The 17,488-nt window shown below is 65.3% G+C and carries 3 protein-coding genes; 2 read left to right on the top strand and 1 reads right to left on the bottom strand.

Annotation, left to right across the window (positions count from 1 at the left end; all coding sequences use genetic code 11):
* Positions 1–27: 27 nt before the first annotated feature.
* Complete coding sequence (gene rimO, locus DVB37_RS26325) at positions 28–1,344, bottom strand: 30S ribosomal protein S12 methylthiotransferase RimO (RefSeq protein ID WP_046803110.1); 1,317 nt, start codon at positions 1,342–1,344, stop codon at positions 28–30.
* Positions 1,345–1,720: 376 nt separating this feature from the next.
* Between rimO and DVB37_RS26320 the strand changes: the two genes are divergently transcribed.
* Entirely contained in the window at positions 1,721–3,433 is a 1,713-nt protein-coding gene (locus DVB37_RS26320; protein WP_120157198.1) for a ShlB/FhaC/HecB family hemolysin secretion/activation protein, read from the top strand.
* 114 nt (positions 3,434–3,547) lie between these two features.
* Positions 3,548–17,485 carry a hemagglutinin repeat-containing protein gene (locus DVB37_RS26315; RefSeq protein WP_120157197.1) on the top strand — a complete coding sequence of 4,646 codons (13,938 nt, stop codon included), beginning with the start codon at positions 3,548–3,550 and terminating at the stop codon, positions 17,483–17,485.
* The last annotated feature ends 3 nt before the right edge of the window (positions 17,486–17,488 follow it).

Below are 17,488 nucleotides of genomic sequence, written 5' to 3'. Positions count from 1 at the left end.
GCCTGAAACTCAGGCGCCCTTGCTTTTTCAGAGGGCTTCGCCCCACAGATCGTATTCATCCGACTCGGTGACGCGCACGCGCACCAGATCGCCCGCTTTCAAGGGCTTGTCGGAACTGACGTACACACAGCCATCAATCTCCGGCGCGTCCGCGCTGCTGCGGCCGATAGCGCCGTCTTCGTCCACTTCATCGATCAGCACGTCGATCTCGCGGCCCACTTTGCGGGCAAGGCGCGCGGTGGAAATACCCTGCTGCAATTCCATGAAGCGTTCCCAGCGGTCTTGCTTCACGTCGTCGGGCACGGGATTGTCCAGCAGGTTCGCGGGCGCGCCTTCCACCGGCGAATACTGGAAACAGCCCACGCGATCCAGTTGCGCTTCCTGCATCCAGTTCAGCAGATACTGGAAGTCTTCCTCGGTCTCGCCGGGAAAGCCCACGATGAACGTGGAGCGGATGGTCAGATCGGGGCAGATTTCACGCCAGCGCTTGATGCGCGCCAACGTCTTGTCTTCAAACGCCGGGCGCTTCATGGCCTTCAGAATGCGCGGGCTGGCGTGCTGGAACGGAATGTCCAGGTACGGCAGGATCTTGCCCTCGGCCATCAGCGGAATCACTTCGTCCACGTGCGGGTACGGGTACACATAGTGCAGACGCGTCCACACGCCCATTTCGGACAGCGCCAGGCACAGTTCCGTCATGCGCGTCTTGACCGGGCGGCCGTTCCAGAAACCGCTGCGGTACTTGACGTCAACGCCGTACGCGCTGGTGTCTTGCGAAATCACCAGCAGTTCCTTCACGCCAGCCTTGACCAGGCGTTCGGCTTCGCTGAGCACGTCGCCCACCGGACGGCTGACCAGGTCGCCGCGCATCGACGGAATGATGCAGAAGCTACAGCGGTGATTACAGCCTTCCGAAATTTTCAGATAAGCGTAGTGGCGCGGCGTCAGCTTGATGCCTTGCGGCGGCACCAGGTCCAGGTACGGGTTGTGGTCCTGCTTGGGCGGCGCGGCATCATGCACGGCGCGCACCACCTCTTCGTATTGCTGGGGGCCCGTCACCGCAAGCACGCTGGGATGCACCTTGCGGATCACCGATTCCTCGACGCCCATACAGCCGGTCACGATGACCTTGCCATTCTCGGCCAGCGCTTCGCCAATCGCTTCAAGCGACTCGGCCTTGGCGCTGTCGATGAACCCACAGGTGTTGACGACGACAACATCCGCGTCGTTGTATTCGGGCGTGACTTCGTACCCTTCGGTGCGCAGTTGGGTCAGGATGCGTTCGGAGTCGACCAGGGCTTTAGGACAGCCCAGGCTGACGAAGCCGACTTTGGGGGAAGACATGGAATACCTCGGTGGGCGCGAGCCGGCGCCAATGATCAAAACGTGCGCAATTTTAGCGCGGCGGAGCGGGGGCCGTTATTTTAGGGGAAACGCGGCGCATTCATAGCCTGGCGTGTCGCGTTCGTGCTGCTTTGCGTCGGTCACGTATTGCCGTCGAAGGGTTCACGAATTCAGCGGTCAAAAATCGGATAGTTACTAAAATCTTATAACGCCGGTCAACGACATTAATACGGCGTTCAAATTCTAGTAAAAATCAGATTTTGCTTATTCGCGCCGGTTTTCATTGTTTTTGACTATCTCGTCACGCAAACTGCCTCAACATTTAGTTTCAACGAGATAGAACGCGCCTTCGGCTTGCCGCGGGCGCGGAACCGTTATGAATTCCTATTGGTGCCGGCGAGTCGCCGCAGTGGTATTGATCGCGGCGGGCGCTTGCCCTACCGAGCCCTTCGCGCAGACCCCGCCCGAGGTGGTATCGCGCCCTTCCGAAATTGAACGCAGGCAAGAGCAAGAGCTGGACGCCCAGCGCGCCCGCTCGGCCGAGCGCCCGGATGTCTTGTCGCCCGATGCCGCGCGCAGCAAAAGCGAGCTGCACCTGCCCGTTGAATCGCCTTGCTTTGTCATCGGTGACCTGAGCTGGGACGACGCGCCACCCCCTTCAGCCTTGGCCGGGGCCGCTCGCGATGTCATCGGCCAATGCGTCGGCGGACAAGGGCTGCGGGCGTTTCAGGAATATCTGAACGCCTGGCTGATCCAGGATGGCCAGATCACGGCACGCGTGGTGGTGCCTGAACAATCGCTGGCGTCAGGCGCGCTGACGCTGCGCTTTCTGCCCGGCCGCATCTCGGGCGTGCAAGACGCCAATACCGTTGGATGGTGGCGCACCGCCTTGCCCACCGGCCCTGGAGGCGAATTGAATCAGCGCGATCTGGACCAGGCGCTGGAAAATATCCGCCGGCTTCGTGGTCAGGCGGACGCCACCATCGATGTCGGGCCCGGCCCCGAACTTGGTGACTCCGACATCATTCTGCGTCCAGGCACGGGCAAGCGTTGGCATGGCTACGTGGGCAGCGACAACGGCGGCCTGGACGCCATCGGCAAGTATCAGATCAACGCCGGGCTGACCCTGGATTCCCCCTTGTTCCTTTATGACCAGCTGTCTGTGTCGTGGAACAGCAATGCGCGCTGGCGCGATGCGGACTCGAACACGCGGGCCGCGTCCATCAACTACAGCATCCCCTTTGGCTACTGGACGGCCTTTGCCGGCGCCAGCAAATCCACCTATCGCCAAACCGTGGCCGGTTTTGACGAACCCATCGTCTACGGCGGCACCACCAAGCAGTTGCAGGCGGGCGTGTCGGTGGTGCCCTATCGCGGTACCGACTACAAGGGCACGGCGACGATGGCCGTGCTACGCAAGCGCGTCGGCAGCACGTTGAACGACGTCGCCATTGAAGTCCAGCGGCGCGACGTGACGGGCTACGACATCAACGTGGCGCACCGTCACTATGTGGGCCGAGCGGTGCTGGATGCCGGCGTGGGCCTGCGCGGCACGCTGGCCGGCCTGTCCGACCAACCCGGCTTCGTCTACGGCGACCCCGACTGGAATGGCCGCAGCACCATCGCGCTCGCCAATGCCGGGCTCTACCTGCCGTTTCAATTGGCGGACCAGCCCTGGGCGTACCACGTCAGCTGGCAAATCCAGCACGCCAAGACACCGGTCGTGCCCTCGGATTACTTCACCATCGGCAGTCGTTATGCGGTGCGCGGCTTTGAGGGCCAGATGACGCTGGCGGCCGAAGACGGCTGGACGCTGCGCAACGATTTGTCGCTGGGCCTGGACAAGCTGCTTGGCGGCCCCGGTCATCAACTGTATGCGGGTCTGGACGCCGGACGCGTGGGCGGCGAGTCGGCGCGATGGCTGACCGGGCGCACGTTGGTGGGCGCGGTGGCTGGGCTGCGCGGCCGCCTATCCATCCCCTATGTCGATGCCAGCTATGACCTGTCTGCCGGCTGGCCGTTGAAAAAGCCGGAATCGTTACAGACGGCATCCACCGTGTTCGCCGCAGCCGTGATGTTCGAGTTCTGATCCCGCGGCATTGCTCCGCCGGCCTTCCTGATTGATCTGGTCGACAAGGCGCCGGGCTTGCCCCGGTGCAGCGCCGCTTGCGCCGCCGTCGACGTTTACGTTACCCGGGTACGCATGATGTCCAAGCTTCGTTCGATGATTGTCTGGTCCGTCGTTTTCTTGCAGGTCTGGTCGCCAGTGCTGGCGCAGACGTTGCCGATAACCGTCGACAAGAGCGTTGCGGGCGCCAAGCCTTCCGTCGGCGCAACCAACGGCGTGCCGGTGATCAATATCGCGCCGCCCACGGCGGGCGGGGTGTCGAACAACCGCTACACGCAGTTCAACGTGGGACCTTCCGGCGCGGTGCTGAACAACAGCGGCGGCGCCAGCCAGACCCAGTTGGCAGGGCAGGTGGGCGGCAACATCATGCTGGGCAACCAGCGCGCCACCACCATCCTTAACCAGGTCACCGCGCCGAACCCGTCGCAATTGCTGGGCACGCTGGAAGTGGCCGGCAACCGGGCCAACGTCATCGTCGCCAACCCCGCCGGCATAACGTGCAACGGCTGCGGTTTCTTGAACGCCGACCGCGCCACGCTGACGACCGGCCGTCCGCTGATTGGTGCTGACGGGCGTATCGGCTTTGACATCGCATCGGGCAACATCCGCGTGGATGGCGCCGGCTTGAACGGCGGCAACCTTGGTCAGGTCGACCTCTTGGCCCGCAGCTTGGAAATCAACGCCGGCGTGTGGGCGGATCGGCTTAACGTCACGGCCGGCGCCGCGCGCGTCGACTACGACACCGGCATCGTCACCGCGCAAAGCGGGCAAGGCGCCAAGCCCGACGTGGCGTTGGACACGGCTGCGCTGGGCGGCATGTATGCAAACAGCATCCGGCTGATCGGCACCGAAGCCGGGGTGGGCGTGAACATCGGCGGCAACCTGGTGGCGTTGACGGGCGACCTGCACGTGAACGCGGCCGGAGACGTGCGCATTACGCCCAGCGGCACGGTGCAAGCAGCCGGCGCGCTGCGCGTGGATAGCGGCGGGGACCTTGCCGTGCAAGGCGTGGCGCAGGCAGCGGGCGCGACCATGTTGGCCGCGCGCCGCGATACGGACATTCAAGGCGCAGTCGCGGCCGGTGGGTCGTTGAACGTGACGGCGGGAAAGCGCGTGATTGTCGGCTCGCAAGGGGGCCTGCGTACCCAAGACGCGTTGCGCGTGACGGCAGGCCAGGATCTGGCCCTGTCTGGTCACTTGCTGACGGCCGATCAGAACATCATCGCGGTGGCGGGCCGCAACTTGAAGATGGCGGGCTTGCCGCTTGCCGGTGTTCAGCCGGGCGCGGGTGTGGGGAATGGCGACGGCAACGGCATCGGCGACGGCAGTGGCGCTGGCAATGGCACTGGCAACGCCAACGCCAACGCCAACGCGATTGTCGATGCGCTCGCAGCGGGCGCATCGGCCGGCGGCGCGTCGCAAGCGTCCGGCGTCATCTCCGCCAACTCCGGCATCACGCTTCAAGCGGGGCGCGACCTGGTGCTGCCGCGACAGATATACACGTCCGGCACGTTGTTGACTCAGGCCGGCGCCAACATGGTCTCGGAAGCGGGCGCGCAGGCACAGTCGGCCAAGGGCATGACGATGCGCGCAGGCGTGGATGCCAATCTGGCTGGCGCGGCCTTGACGGACGGCGCGCTGTCGATCGGCGCAGGGCGAAATCTGCGCATGGACGGCAGCGCGCTGGCCTACGGCGGCGGCTTGGCGCTAAAGAGCGGCAACGATTTGCGTTTGGGTCAGACCAGCCGCGCGCAAGGCGCGGGCATCGTGGTGGACGCCGGTGGAGATGTCCGCGTCGGCGGTGACATGGTGTCCGGAGAAACCGTCGACGTGAAGGCGGCCGGCAGTGCGCTGCTGGGGGGCACGCTGAATGGCAAGCAAGGCATACACGCACGGACGGGCGGCGCGCTAAGTGTCTCCGGTGCGGCGGACGCCGACCAAGGCGCCGTGACGCTGGCGTCGGGCGCTGACCTTTCGGTTACCGGCAGTGGCAGCGTGCAAGCGCGTGGCCCGGTCGCGTTGCACGCCAAGGGGGCGTTGAACGCAGCGGGCACGGTGTCGTCCATGGCTGCATTGACGGCCCAAGCAGCGCGTGACGCCAAGGTCAGCGGCAAGCTCTTGTCGGGCGGCCCCATGCGGCTTCAGGCGGCGGGCGATGTGGTGGCGGACACGAACGCGCGTCTGCAATCGGAAGGGGCAATGACGCTGCTGGCCGGGCAGGATCTGTCCTTGGCAGGCGAAGCCGAAACCAATGCGACCTTGAAGCTGAACGCCGGGCGTGACCTGCGCATCGACGGCGCGGCGCGCGCCTACACCGGCGCGGTTGCATTGAACGCCGACAACGCATTGCAGCTGGGCAAGACCAGCCGCGTGCAGGGCGACGGCGTATCCGTGCTGGCGGGCGGCGACTTGGTCGCTGATGGCTCGATGGCTTCACGGGGCGACATGGCAGTAGCGGCGGGCCGGGACGTGCGCGTCGGCGGCCAGGCACAAGCCACGGGCAAGCTGGATTTGCACGGCGCGGGTGACGTCACGATTGCGAAGGGTGCAAGCGTGGATGCGGAACGCAGCGCGGCCGTCACGGCGGGGCAAGACATCGCGATTGCCGGCGCGCTGCGCAGCAACGAAGGCAACCGTGTCGAAGCCCGGGGCGCATTGCGCCTGGATGGCGAAACGTCGGCGGCGCAAGGCGCGCTTGAGCTGTTGGCGGGCGGTGATCTGTTGGTCGGCAAGCACGGCAAGGCGTTTGCGGGAGGCACATTGCTAGGCCAAAGCGGCGGCGCGTTGACAGTAGACGGGGCGCTGTCCAGCAGGAATGCACAGAGGTTGACGGCGGCGAGCGACATTGCGATAGGCGGCCAACTGCTGTCCGGCGACACGCTGTCATTGCGCGCCGGTCAAGACCTGGGCATTGGCGCGGCCGCGCAAGTGCAATCCACCACGACCACAACGCTGAACGCCGGCCGCGATGCGAATCTGGCGGGCACGGCAGTCAGTGATGGTTCCATGGCGATGCACGCGGTGCGCGATCTGAATGTGGACGGCGCAGCGCTGGCCTACGGGGGCGCACTTGAGCTCCAGAGCGGCAAGGATCTACGCCTGGGTGCAAGCAGCCAGGCGCAAGGGCTAGGCGTGGCAGTGGCTGCGTCGCGTGACCTTCATACCCAGGGCGAAATTCTTGCCCAAGGCCCCGCGCTGCTGACGGCGGGTGATCGCGCAGTGCTGGGCGGCAAGCTCGCGGCCGATGGCGAACTGACGCTGCGGGCCGCGGGCGCGGCCCAGCTTACCGGCGCATTCGAAGCGACGGGCAGTGCGTCCCTGTCGGGCGGCGAAGAGGTTGCGCTGGCGGGTAGCCTGCGCAGCAACCTGGGCACGCAGGTGGACGCGGCGCGCAAGTTGGATATCACTGGCGCCGTTGGTGCGGCGCAGGGCGCCGTATCCCTGGCGTCGGGCAGCGACCTCACCATAGGTGCCAGTGGCCACGTGCACGCGGCGGGGCCGGTGGCCTTGCGTGTCGGCGGCGGACTGAGCGCGGCGGGCACGGTGTCGTCCATGGCGGCGCTGACGGCGCAGGTCGCGCGTGACGCCTGGGTAGACGGCAAGCTGTTGGCGGGCGGCAACCTGTTGCTTGATGCCGTCGGCAAGGTGACGGCGAGCGCGGCTGCGCGCTTGCAATCGGAAGGCGCCATCAACGTGTCGGCCGGCAAGGATCTGGCCCTGGCGGGCGAAGCGCTGGCCAACGCCGGCATTACGTTGGACGCGGGTAGCGACTTGCGCATTGATGGCACGGCGCGAGCGTATGACGGCGCACTGACCATGAACGCGGGCAACGCGCTGCGGCTGGGCGCGTCCAGCGGCACGCAAGGGGCAGGCATTTCGGCACAGGCGGGCAGTGACCTTCACGCGGCGGGCACGATGGGGTCGCGCGGCGCCATCGATTTGGCTGCGGGCCGCGACGTTCGCGTGGACAGCACCGCGTCGGCAAGCGGCAATATTTCCTTGGCTGCGCGGCACGACTTGAGCACGGGGCAGACGGCGCAGTGGTATGTCGAAGGCGCGTCGCGCGCGATGGTGGGCAACGATATGACGTTGTCCGGCGCGTGGCGTGGCAATGGCGACATAACGCTGGCCGCCATCGGCGCGTTGACGCTTGATGGCGAACTGGCCGCCAGCGTGGGCGGCCTGGACTTGAGCGCGGGACGAAACCTGTCGGTGGGCGCGTTGGCGCGCATCGCGGCGGCGGGGCCCGCGCGTGCAACAACAGACGGCGACCTGCTGGTGGCCGGCACCGTCAGTTCATTGAACGCGCTGACCTTGCAGGCCGCGCGCAATGCCAGCATCGGCAAGCAGCTGTACGCGGGTGGCGCGCTGGACGTGCAGGCCGGTCACATGCTGGCCGTGGCGGGCGGCGCACAGCTTCAGTCCGACAGCGCGATGGCGCTGAAGGCGGGCCAGGATCTGAATATCGTCGGCACGGCGATGTCCGAAGGCAGCATGGCGCTGACGGCCGCGCGCGACCTGCGTGTGGATGGCGATGCGCTGGCCTACGGTGGCACGCTGGCCTTAAAGGGCGGCAACGATGTGCTGCTGGGCTCGGCGAGCCAGCTTCAAGGGCAGGGCGTTCAGGCGCAGTCCGGGCGCGACCTTGCTGCCGGTGGTGTGCTCGTTTCCAAGGGCGATGCGCAATGGCAGGCCGGCCGGGATATCGCGGTCGACGGCAAGGTTGGCGTGGACGGTTCGCTGGATCTGGTCGCCAAGAAGGACGTGCGCGTCGGTGCGACCGGGCAGCTTGAAGCGTCCGCCAACGCGCGTCTCCAGGCAGCGGGTGCCGCAACGATCGCGGGCGCGGTGCGCGGCGATCACGGCGCGTTGATACAGAGCGGCGGCGCGATGGCCGTCACGGGCACCACGGCATCGGCCAAGGGGCCGTTGCAGTTGATTGCGGGACAAGACCTGGGCCTGTCATCCGACAGCCAGACGCTGGCGGGTGGCGCTTTGCTGGCACGCGCGGGCGCGTCGCTGATAGCGGCCGGCACGTTGTCATCGCTGGCCGATGCGGTCCTGGATGCCGGCTCCAACATAACGCTGGCGGGCCAGAGTCTGGCGACGGGCGCGATCACCGCAAACGCCGGCGGCGTCTTGGCCGCCTTGGCGGGCTCGCGGTTGCAGGCGGATGGATCTGTCGAGGTCCACGCAGACAGCGCGGCGTTGTCGGGCACGCTGGTGGCCGGACAATCGGCGCAGCTGCGCGTACAGCGGGACCTGGCGGTGGATGGCACTGTGCTGGCCGACGCGGGCACGCTTGCCGCCAGCAGCGGTGGCGATATGACGCTGGGCAGCGCAAGCGAACTGCAAGCCGGCGGAAAACTGCTGGCGCAGGCGGGCGGAAAGTTACGAGCGGCGGGCACCTTATCCGGTGAAACCGACATCGCCATGCAAGCGGAGTCGGATGCCGAGCTGAGCGGCAAGACGGTCGCCAACGGTACGCTTGAAATCAATGCTGGCCGGGATCTGACGGTCGCGGACAAAGCCTTGGCACAGGGCAGCCGCAACTTGCTGCTGACCGCAGGCCAAGACCTGCGCATCGCAGGTACGGCGGGCACGGCAGAGGACGCTGGCAACTTGGGCACGGAGGCCAGGGGCGCGGCGGCTGGGGGCGATGCCGCCCAGCGCGCAGAAGCCAAGCGGGCAGACACCGAAGGCACGGACACCGAAGGCACAGACTTCGAAGGCACTGGCTCTCATGGCCTCCGCACCAGAAGCGCGGGCACCAAGAAATCAGCTACCACCGGCGGCACGCTTAGCGCACAGGCCGGTCGCGATCTGTCCATCACGGACACCGGCACGGTCACCGCGGGCTCCCCCATTGCACTGAAAGCCGCTCGTGACATCAACATCGACGGCATCGCAACAGCCCTTGCGGGCACGTTGCAAGCCGACGCAGGCGCCAAGCTGCAAGTGGGCGCCTTAGGTCGGATGCAAGCGTCCGACAACCTTGCCGCAAGCGCAGGCACTGATCTGGATTCCGACGGCGTCATTGCGGCGGGCGGCGGCCTCACGCTGGCAGCGGGCGGTAGCGCCCGATTGGGCGGCGTTGTGGCAGCGTTGGGCGAGCGCGCGGCCGGGGATGCGCAGATCTCCGCGCAACACGACCTGACCATCAAGCAAGGCGGACAAGTCCAGGCCGCCGGTGCGCTAAGCGCGCACGCAGGCCAAGACCTCAGCGCGTTGGGGGCGTTGAGCTCGGTTGCCGACATGGCACTGACTGCCGCGCGCGATGTGCGCGTGGACGGCACCGTGGCTTCCGATGCCAACCTGACGCTGACCGGACGCAACCTGACCGTTGCCGCAACCGGTCTTGCCCAAGCAGGCGGCACGCTTGCCGCCACCGCCCAAGAGGCCGTGCTGGTGGCTGGGCGCATGTTGGCGGGGCATTCGCAATCGTTGATCGCGGGTAACGCCCTGACGGTGCAAGGCACGGTTGCCGCGTTGAACGGCGACCTGACGATGACCTCGCGCCAAGGCGACGTGGCGTTGGACGCGGCATCGACCGTGCAGTCCAGCGGCATGTTGACGGCCGATGCCGGCGCTGCGCTGCGCGCCCAGGGTTCGCTGGCCGCAGGCCATGGCATGACCTTGCGCGCAGGCACGGATGCCGCGCTGGGTGGCGTCACCGCCACGCAGGCGGGCGACTTGAACGCCTTCGCCGCGCACAACATGACCGTTGCGGCAGACGGCCGCCTTCAATCCGCCGGCGCGCTGACCCTGAAAGCGGGCGGCACACTGGCCAACGCGGGCGTGGTGTCGGCCAATGACAGCGCCAGTGTCAGCGCCGGCGCCGCGTTGCTGAACCAGGGTTCCGTCCTGGCAGGCGGCGACCTGCTCGTCACCACACCGGGCATGCTCGACAACGCAGGCCGATTGGTCGCCGGCATGGACGGCGAAGGCGCCCTTAATCAGCCAGGCAGCCTCACGCTGAAGGCCGGCCACATCGTTCATCGCGGCACCAGCCTGGCCGGCAAGGACCTGACGCTTGCCGCAGGCAACCTGGACCTTGCGCATGGCGCGCTGTCCGCAGTGGGCAACGTCACGCTGGCCACGCCGGGAGACATCGACGCCCATCAGGCCGTCGTACAGGGCGGCGGCGTGGAAATCTCGGCCGCCAACCTGAACAACCAGGCAGGCAAACTGACCTCGACCGGCGCGGCCAGCCTGACGCTGGCGGGCACGCTGGACAACACCGACGGGCTTATCGCCGCGGCGGGGGACTTGAACATCGCCGCCACCACGATCGTCAACCGCGAGGGCACGCTGGCGGGCGGCAATCTTGTACTGAAAGCCATTGCCACCGTCGACAACCGCGCCGGTTTGATCCAGGCCGATAACGCACTGACGCTGACCTCAGGGTCGCTGGATAACAGCGCCACGCTTGCGGTGGCGGGCGGAGCACCGAAGGGCGTGCTGGGCAAGGTGGTTGCCATCGTGGCGGACCGCGTCGACAACCAAGGTGGATCCATCCAGGCGGGGCAGGATCTGACCCTGACCACGCGGGAACTGGATAACCAGGGCGGTGAGGTGGCCGCGCAAGGCAACGCCCGCATCGTGGCCGACACCTTGAAGAATGGCCAGGGCAAGCTGCTGGCGGGCAACAGCCTGACCGTCATCGCGCAGGTCTTGCATGGCCTGGGCACGCTGCAATCGGCGGGCGATCTCAGCTTTCAGTATGCGGGCGCGTTGAACCAGACGGGCGACCTGTCCAGCGGTCGCGATTTGAACCTGTCGCTGGGCGGGGCGCTGGATAACAGCGCCACCATCAGCGCTGGGCGCGACCTGAGCATCCAGGCGGATTCGCTGGTCAACCATGCCACCGGCCAGCTTCTGGCGGGCGGCGGCAACACCCTTAACGTCACGCACGGCCTGACGAACGCGGGCCTGATCGACGGCGCCATCACGCGCATCAACGCCGGCGGCGTGGACAACCTGGCCCGCATCTACGGCGACAAGGTCGCGATTCAGACCCACACACTGGTCAACAGCGCAGGGGTAGGCGGGGGCGCGGTCATCGCGTCCCGTGGCGCCATGGACCTGGGCGTGGCTTCACTGGTGAATCGCGATCACGCGCTGATCTACGCCGGTGCGGACCTTTCCATTGGCGGCGCGCTGGATGCCGGCGGCAACGTGGCGGGGTACGCGGGGTCGTTGTTGAACTCGGGCGCCACCATCGAAGCGGCGGGCAACGCCCGCATTTCCGCGGCGTCGTTGTTGAACCAGAACGCCGGCTATAGCAGCCAGACGGCAGTGGTGTCGTCCCAGCCCAAGGCGTACTTCACCCCGGCGGGCAGCACCGACATGTACGACGCAGAGACCAACTGGCTGTGTGACGAGGTCACCCCTCAGTGCAGCAAGGACCCGGCTTGGCTGGACGACGATCCCGAGCGCATGTTCCTGCTGCCGTCCGACAAATATCCGGCGGCGCGCTACGGCCCGCCGTTCGACTACACCCCGGGTGGAAAACGCAAGGCGGGTGTCAGTTCGCCGATCGCGTTGGCTTATACCCCGGCCGACGTCGCGTGCAGCGGCGGCGACGCGGGCGGCGGATGCTGGGACGTGCCCGAATGGTTCGGCTATGGTTCCGATGCGCGCATATGGTCGATATTCGGCATCACCCCGCCGTCGGGCTCCGTGCCGATTTGGATCCCTCCGGAAGCGCCATGCTTTAGCAACAGCCCGGCGTGCCTTGCCGAAGGCGCTCGCCGCAAGGCGTATGAAGCCGCGCATGCCGCGTACACGGAGCCCTACAAGATCCTGGACGCCCGCATCCGCGAATTCAACGCCGATTTCCGCAACCGCCTGGTCGGTACGCTGACGTACTACCAAGTCAACGAAACCGTCACCGAAACGCGCACGCTGTCGTCGGACCCGGGCAAGATCCTGTCCGGCGGCGCGATGACGCTGGCCGGTGCCGTTACCAACGACAAGAGTCAGATCGCCGCGGGGGGCGCGCTGCACGTGGCGGGACCCGCCATCCACAACATCGGCGCGGGCGGCCAGCGCACCGTCGTGCGCGAGGGCACGGCCACGGTCTCGCAGGCGCGGTCCAAGGACCGCAAGGAATACTCCTCCGGCTACACGGCCACCCTGGCCGGTCAAGCCATCGAGCTTCCCGTGGGAACCTCGGGCGGACACACCAACGTCGCGTTGGCTGGATCGGCGCCGGGCAACACGGGTATCGGCAAGCCGGGCCCAGTGCTGGTCGCCAGCCTGGAGCTGCCCGGCGGCACGGTGGTGCGCACCGTTTCCAACCCCGCCAGCATTCCCGACAACCAGCTGTTCACCGTAGACAAGCGCCCCGACGTGCCGTACCTCGTCGCGACGGACCCGCGCTTTGTCGGCCAACGGCCCACGGTATCCAGCGACTACCTGTTCGATCTGCTGCGCCAGCCCGACGCATTGCCGGGCACCACGGTCGCGGGCGGGGCGGGCGCGGGCGCCGGGCTTGCCGGCCCGCGCCCTGACAAGCCTGCTGACGCCGATCGGGTGCACGTTGCTATCGGCAATGGCGCCGTCGCGCAGCAAGCAGCGGCGGGCCCTGCCGTGGGCGCAGGTTCCGGCGTGGACGCGCAGCGTCTGCACGCCCCGGCTGCCACCAACGTCGGTAACGCCGCGCTGGACGGCGGCGGCACCATTGCCGGCAACGCCGTGCCAGGCGGCAAGACGCTGTCCGGCGCGCGGCTGCCCGGCTGGGACGCCCTGTTGCCCCCCGGCGCCAAGTTCCTGACGCCCTCGGGCCAACCCAAGCGTCTGGGCGATGGCTTCTACGAGCAAAAGCTCGTGTCTGACCAAATCCTGTCCACGACTGGACTACGGTTCCTGGACCGCTTCGGCGACAACGACAGCCAATACAAGGCCTTGATGGCGGAAGGCGCCAAGTTCGCGCGGGCCAACAACGTCCAGCTCGGCGTGGCGCTGACCGATGAGCAACAACGCCGGCTGACCAGCGATCTTGTGTGGCTGGTCGAACAAACCGTCACCCTGCCGGACGGCAGCACCGACACCGTGCTGGTGCCCAAGGTCTACCTGGTTGTGCGCAAAGGCGACCTGAAGGGCGACGGCACATTGATGGCCGGCCGCGACGTCAAGCTTGCGGCGGACGGCGACATCGTCAACAGCGGCACGATCGGCGCACGCCATGCCACGGTGATGAGCGCGTCGAATATCGTCAACCGGGCGGGTGGTTTGGTGCAGGGGGCGGTCGTGGATCTGGCCGCACGCGAAGACCTGACCAACCTAGCCTCGCTGATTCAGGGCGATTCCGTCACGCTGAAGGCGGGGCGCGACATCGCGCTGGCCTCGACGGCGGCGTCTGAGAACTTCGGCAACACCTGGGGTTCGCACGTCACGGGCGTGGCTCGCGTGGATGCCGGTGACTTGAATATGCGAGCCGGTCGCGACATCAGCCTGACCGCCGCGCAAGTCAACGCGGAGCGCAACGCTGGGTTGCAAGCCGGCCGCGACATCAATCTGAGCACTGTGACGGAACGCCATGGCGAGTCCATCGTCATCAACAAGAAAAACCGTCATGACCTGAGCACCGGCAAAGAGATCGGTTCGTCGATTGCCGCGGGCGGCAACCTGACGCTGATCGCGGGGCAAGACGTGAACGCCCGTGCGGCTGACGTCACTGCCGGCAAAAAGTTGGCGGTGGGCGCTGGGCGCGACATCAATCTGACGGCCGGGGTGGAGTCTGGCTCGGCATACGACGAGCTTCACTACAAAAAGCGCGGCTTCCTGTCGTCCAAGACCACGCACATCATCAAGTCGGCTGATTGGGAACAGGCCAAGGGCTCGACCTTCACCGGCGACACCGCCCTATTGATGGCCGGGCGCGACTTGAGAGTGGCAGGTTCGAACGTTGGCGCGCAGAACGACCTGGTGATGTCGGCCGACCGCGACGTCAACATTCTGGCCGGCCAGAACGCCGAGGACGGCTACGACTACAAGGTGGTCAAGAAGTCAGGCTTTGGCGCCATGGGCGGATTGAGCTATGGCACCAGCAAGCAGACGGATTCGCTTGATAGCAAGAAGGTTTTCCACAACGCCAGCACCGTCGGAAGCGTCGAAGGCGATGTGCTGATCAACGCTGGCAGCGCTCTCAATATCAAGGGCAGCAACGTCATCGCACGCCAGGGCGACATCACGCTGATCGGCAAGGAAGTCAACATCGGCGCGGCGCTGGACACCACGAAAGAGAAGGAATTCCATGAGATCAAGCAGACGGGGTTGAGCATTAACGCCAACACGCCTTTGGTCGACGCAATGCAGACCGCGGGAAGAATGGGGGATGCAGCAGGGAGGACCGATAACAAGGTGATGCAGGGGCTGGCTTTGGCGACTACCGGCCTTGCCGCGGCTAACGCCTATGACGCTGTCGCGGCCGATCCCAAGAGCGCTGGCGGCGTGAGTGTCAGTATCAACTTTGGAGTGAGCAAGAGCCAAAGCACGGCAGATCGCGCGTCGTCTTCCGTTTTGGGATCTACCGTGGCAGCGGGCCAAGACCTGACCATCGTCGCCAAGGGGGCCGGCTCCGCGTCCGACGTCACCGTCACAGGTTCACGCCTGTCAGCAGGGAGCAACGCCATCATCAAAGCAGATGGCGACATTCTGCTGCAAGCTGCGCAAAACACCTTTGAACAACACACGAAGAACAAGAGCTACAGCGGTAGCGTCGGCATTGGGGTCTCAGCGAACAGCGAAGACGGTATAGGCGTGATGCTGAACCTTAGTGCCGGTGGGGGCCGAGGGCGCGCAGACGGCAAAGACGCTAATTGGACGTATACCGATGTCACTGCTGGCAACGTGCTGGCATTGCAATCGGGCGGGGATACCTCGCTGATCGGCGCGATAGCAAGCGCCGATCAGATCATCGCCTCGGTCGGCAAGAATCTTCAAATTGAGACTCTGCAAGATACCAGCACCTACGTTTCCAAGCAGCAAAGTGCTGGCGTCCAAGCAAGTATCTGCATCTACGGCTACTGCAAAAGCTCCGTCTCCGGCAACGTCTCGCAAGGCCGGATGGAAAGCAATTTCCAATCCGCCACACAGCAGGCGGGGATGAAGGCGGGTGACGGCGGCTTTCTGGTCAACGTTGGCCAGAACACCACGTTAACTGGTGGCGTCATATCGAGCAGTGAACAGGCTGTGGCAGACGGCCTGAATCAACTGTCCACCGGCACGCTTGTCGTCAAAGACTTGCAGAACACGGCGCGCTACAAGGCAGATCAGGTCGCATTGAGCGGCGGATATAGCTGGGGCGGCAGCGGGGAAGGAGACGCGAAGAAGGGCGATGTCGGGACGAACTCGAAAGGCCAGGCGGCTGGCGGCGCGGACAAAGTGCCAGGTACGAGCTTGCCGACAAGCAGCAACGGAGCTTCCGCCGGTCTGCCCGTGGTTGTCGCGGCTTCCGGGAATGCCAACTCGACTACATACAGCGCTATCAGCGGCGGCAGCGTAGCCATTCGTGATGGGGCTGGCCAACTTGCCCTGACCGGCAAGACTGCGGCGGAGACGATCGCGGCGTTGAACCGGGATACGTCCGATACGTTGAATGCGCTGAAGCCGATCTTTGACAAGGAGAAGATCGAGGCGGGGTTTGAGATTGCGTCAGAGGCCCAGCGGCAAGTGGGGCAGTTTTTGACGAATCGGGCGAAGGAGGCTGATGCACTGAAGAAGGCGATAGATGCCGAGACGGATCCCGCGCTCAAAGACGATCTCAAGGCCCGGTATGACGAAGCAGCAAAGTGGGGGCCGAACGGCGCGTATCGGCTTGGAGTGACCGCCATTTCAGCAGGCGCGGGGGGAAATGTCACGGGAAGTGCGGGGCAATTCTTGCAATCTGCCGCGGCGAACTACCTGCAGGCGTTAGGCGCCGGCAAGGTGAAGCAGATTGCGGACACTTTGGACAGTGAGGCTGCGCGGACGGCATTACAGGGATTGGTTGGTTGCGCTGCAGCCTTCGGTCAAGGAAGCCATTGTGGCGCCGGCGCAGCGGGGGCTGCGGCGAGTGTCGTACTTAACAACCTCATTCAGGGTCTTTCGGGGCATGGTGCCAAGGACCTGACGGCGGAGGAGAAGGAGTCACGAGCCAATCTGGTCGCCAGTCTCGTCGCGGGCCTTACCGTAGCACTGGGTGGAGATAGTGCTGTTGCGACCCTAGCCGCCCAGATCGAGACCGAGAACAACTACTTCGGGCAAAAATCCGAGGGTTTCAGGGCGTCTGAACAACGGCAATTTGATGCGGCGATTGCTTCTTGCGGTCCTGGAAACCCTGATGGCTGCGCCCGGGCTCGAGAGCTGAGCGGCATGTCGGCGCAACGCGACAAAGAGCTGGCAAGCGCTTGCGTAGATCGAGCAGCTTCCCTGTGCCGCGCAGCAATCCAGCTGGCGACAGCTAGCGGCAACGTCGTGTTCTTTGATAAGCAGGGTAAGCCGCTTGCTGTTCCGGCGGGTTCTCCTATGATCCAAGCGACGCCCGACCTGCGGGACGGGACTTGGCACTACACCATCGCTGCCAGTGTTGCTGAAGGGTTGGCGATTGATAGTGGTGGCGGGGCACTGAGTGGAATTGGTTCTGCCATCCGTGGTCTATTTAGACCTGGGGTGGCCGAAATTGCTGTTGCTGCAAAGGGCGCAGGTGATGCAGCAAGCCTAGCGAATGTCGCGAAGCTCAGTGGGCAACTTACTGGGCGAGAGATATCTGGCGGTCATGCGTTTGAAAAGCATGTTATTCAGAAGGGCGAATATAAAGATCTTGGCATAACTACTCGCGAACAGTTTGCCTTGCATATCGAAAGTGTCGTTAATAAACCAACTGCATTTCGTGAGCTAAGTGGTGGGCGCACTGCATACTGGGATAATGTCAGTGGTACAGTCGTTATTAGAAACCCTAAGGCGGTTGATGGTGGTACGGCATTCCGTCCTGTGAATGGGAAAGCTTACTTTGATGGTTTGAGGTGATTA

The sequence above is a fragment of the Achromobacter sp. B7 genome, from assembly GCF_003600685.1.
GTDB lineage: Bacteria > Pseudomonadota > Gammaproteobacteria > Burkholderiales > Burkholderiaceae_B > Achromobacter > Achromobacter spanius_B.
The sequence above is the reverse complement of the archived record's forward strand: the minus strand, read 5'-3'. Positions and strand labels throughout refer to the sequence as shown.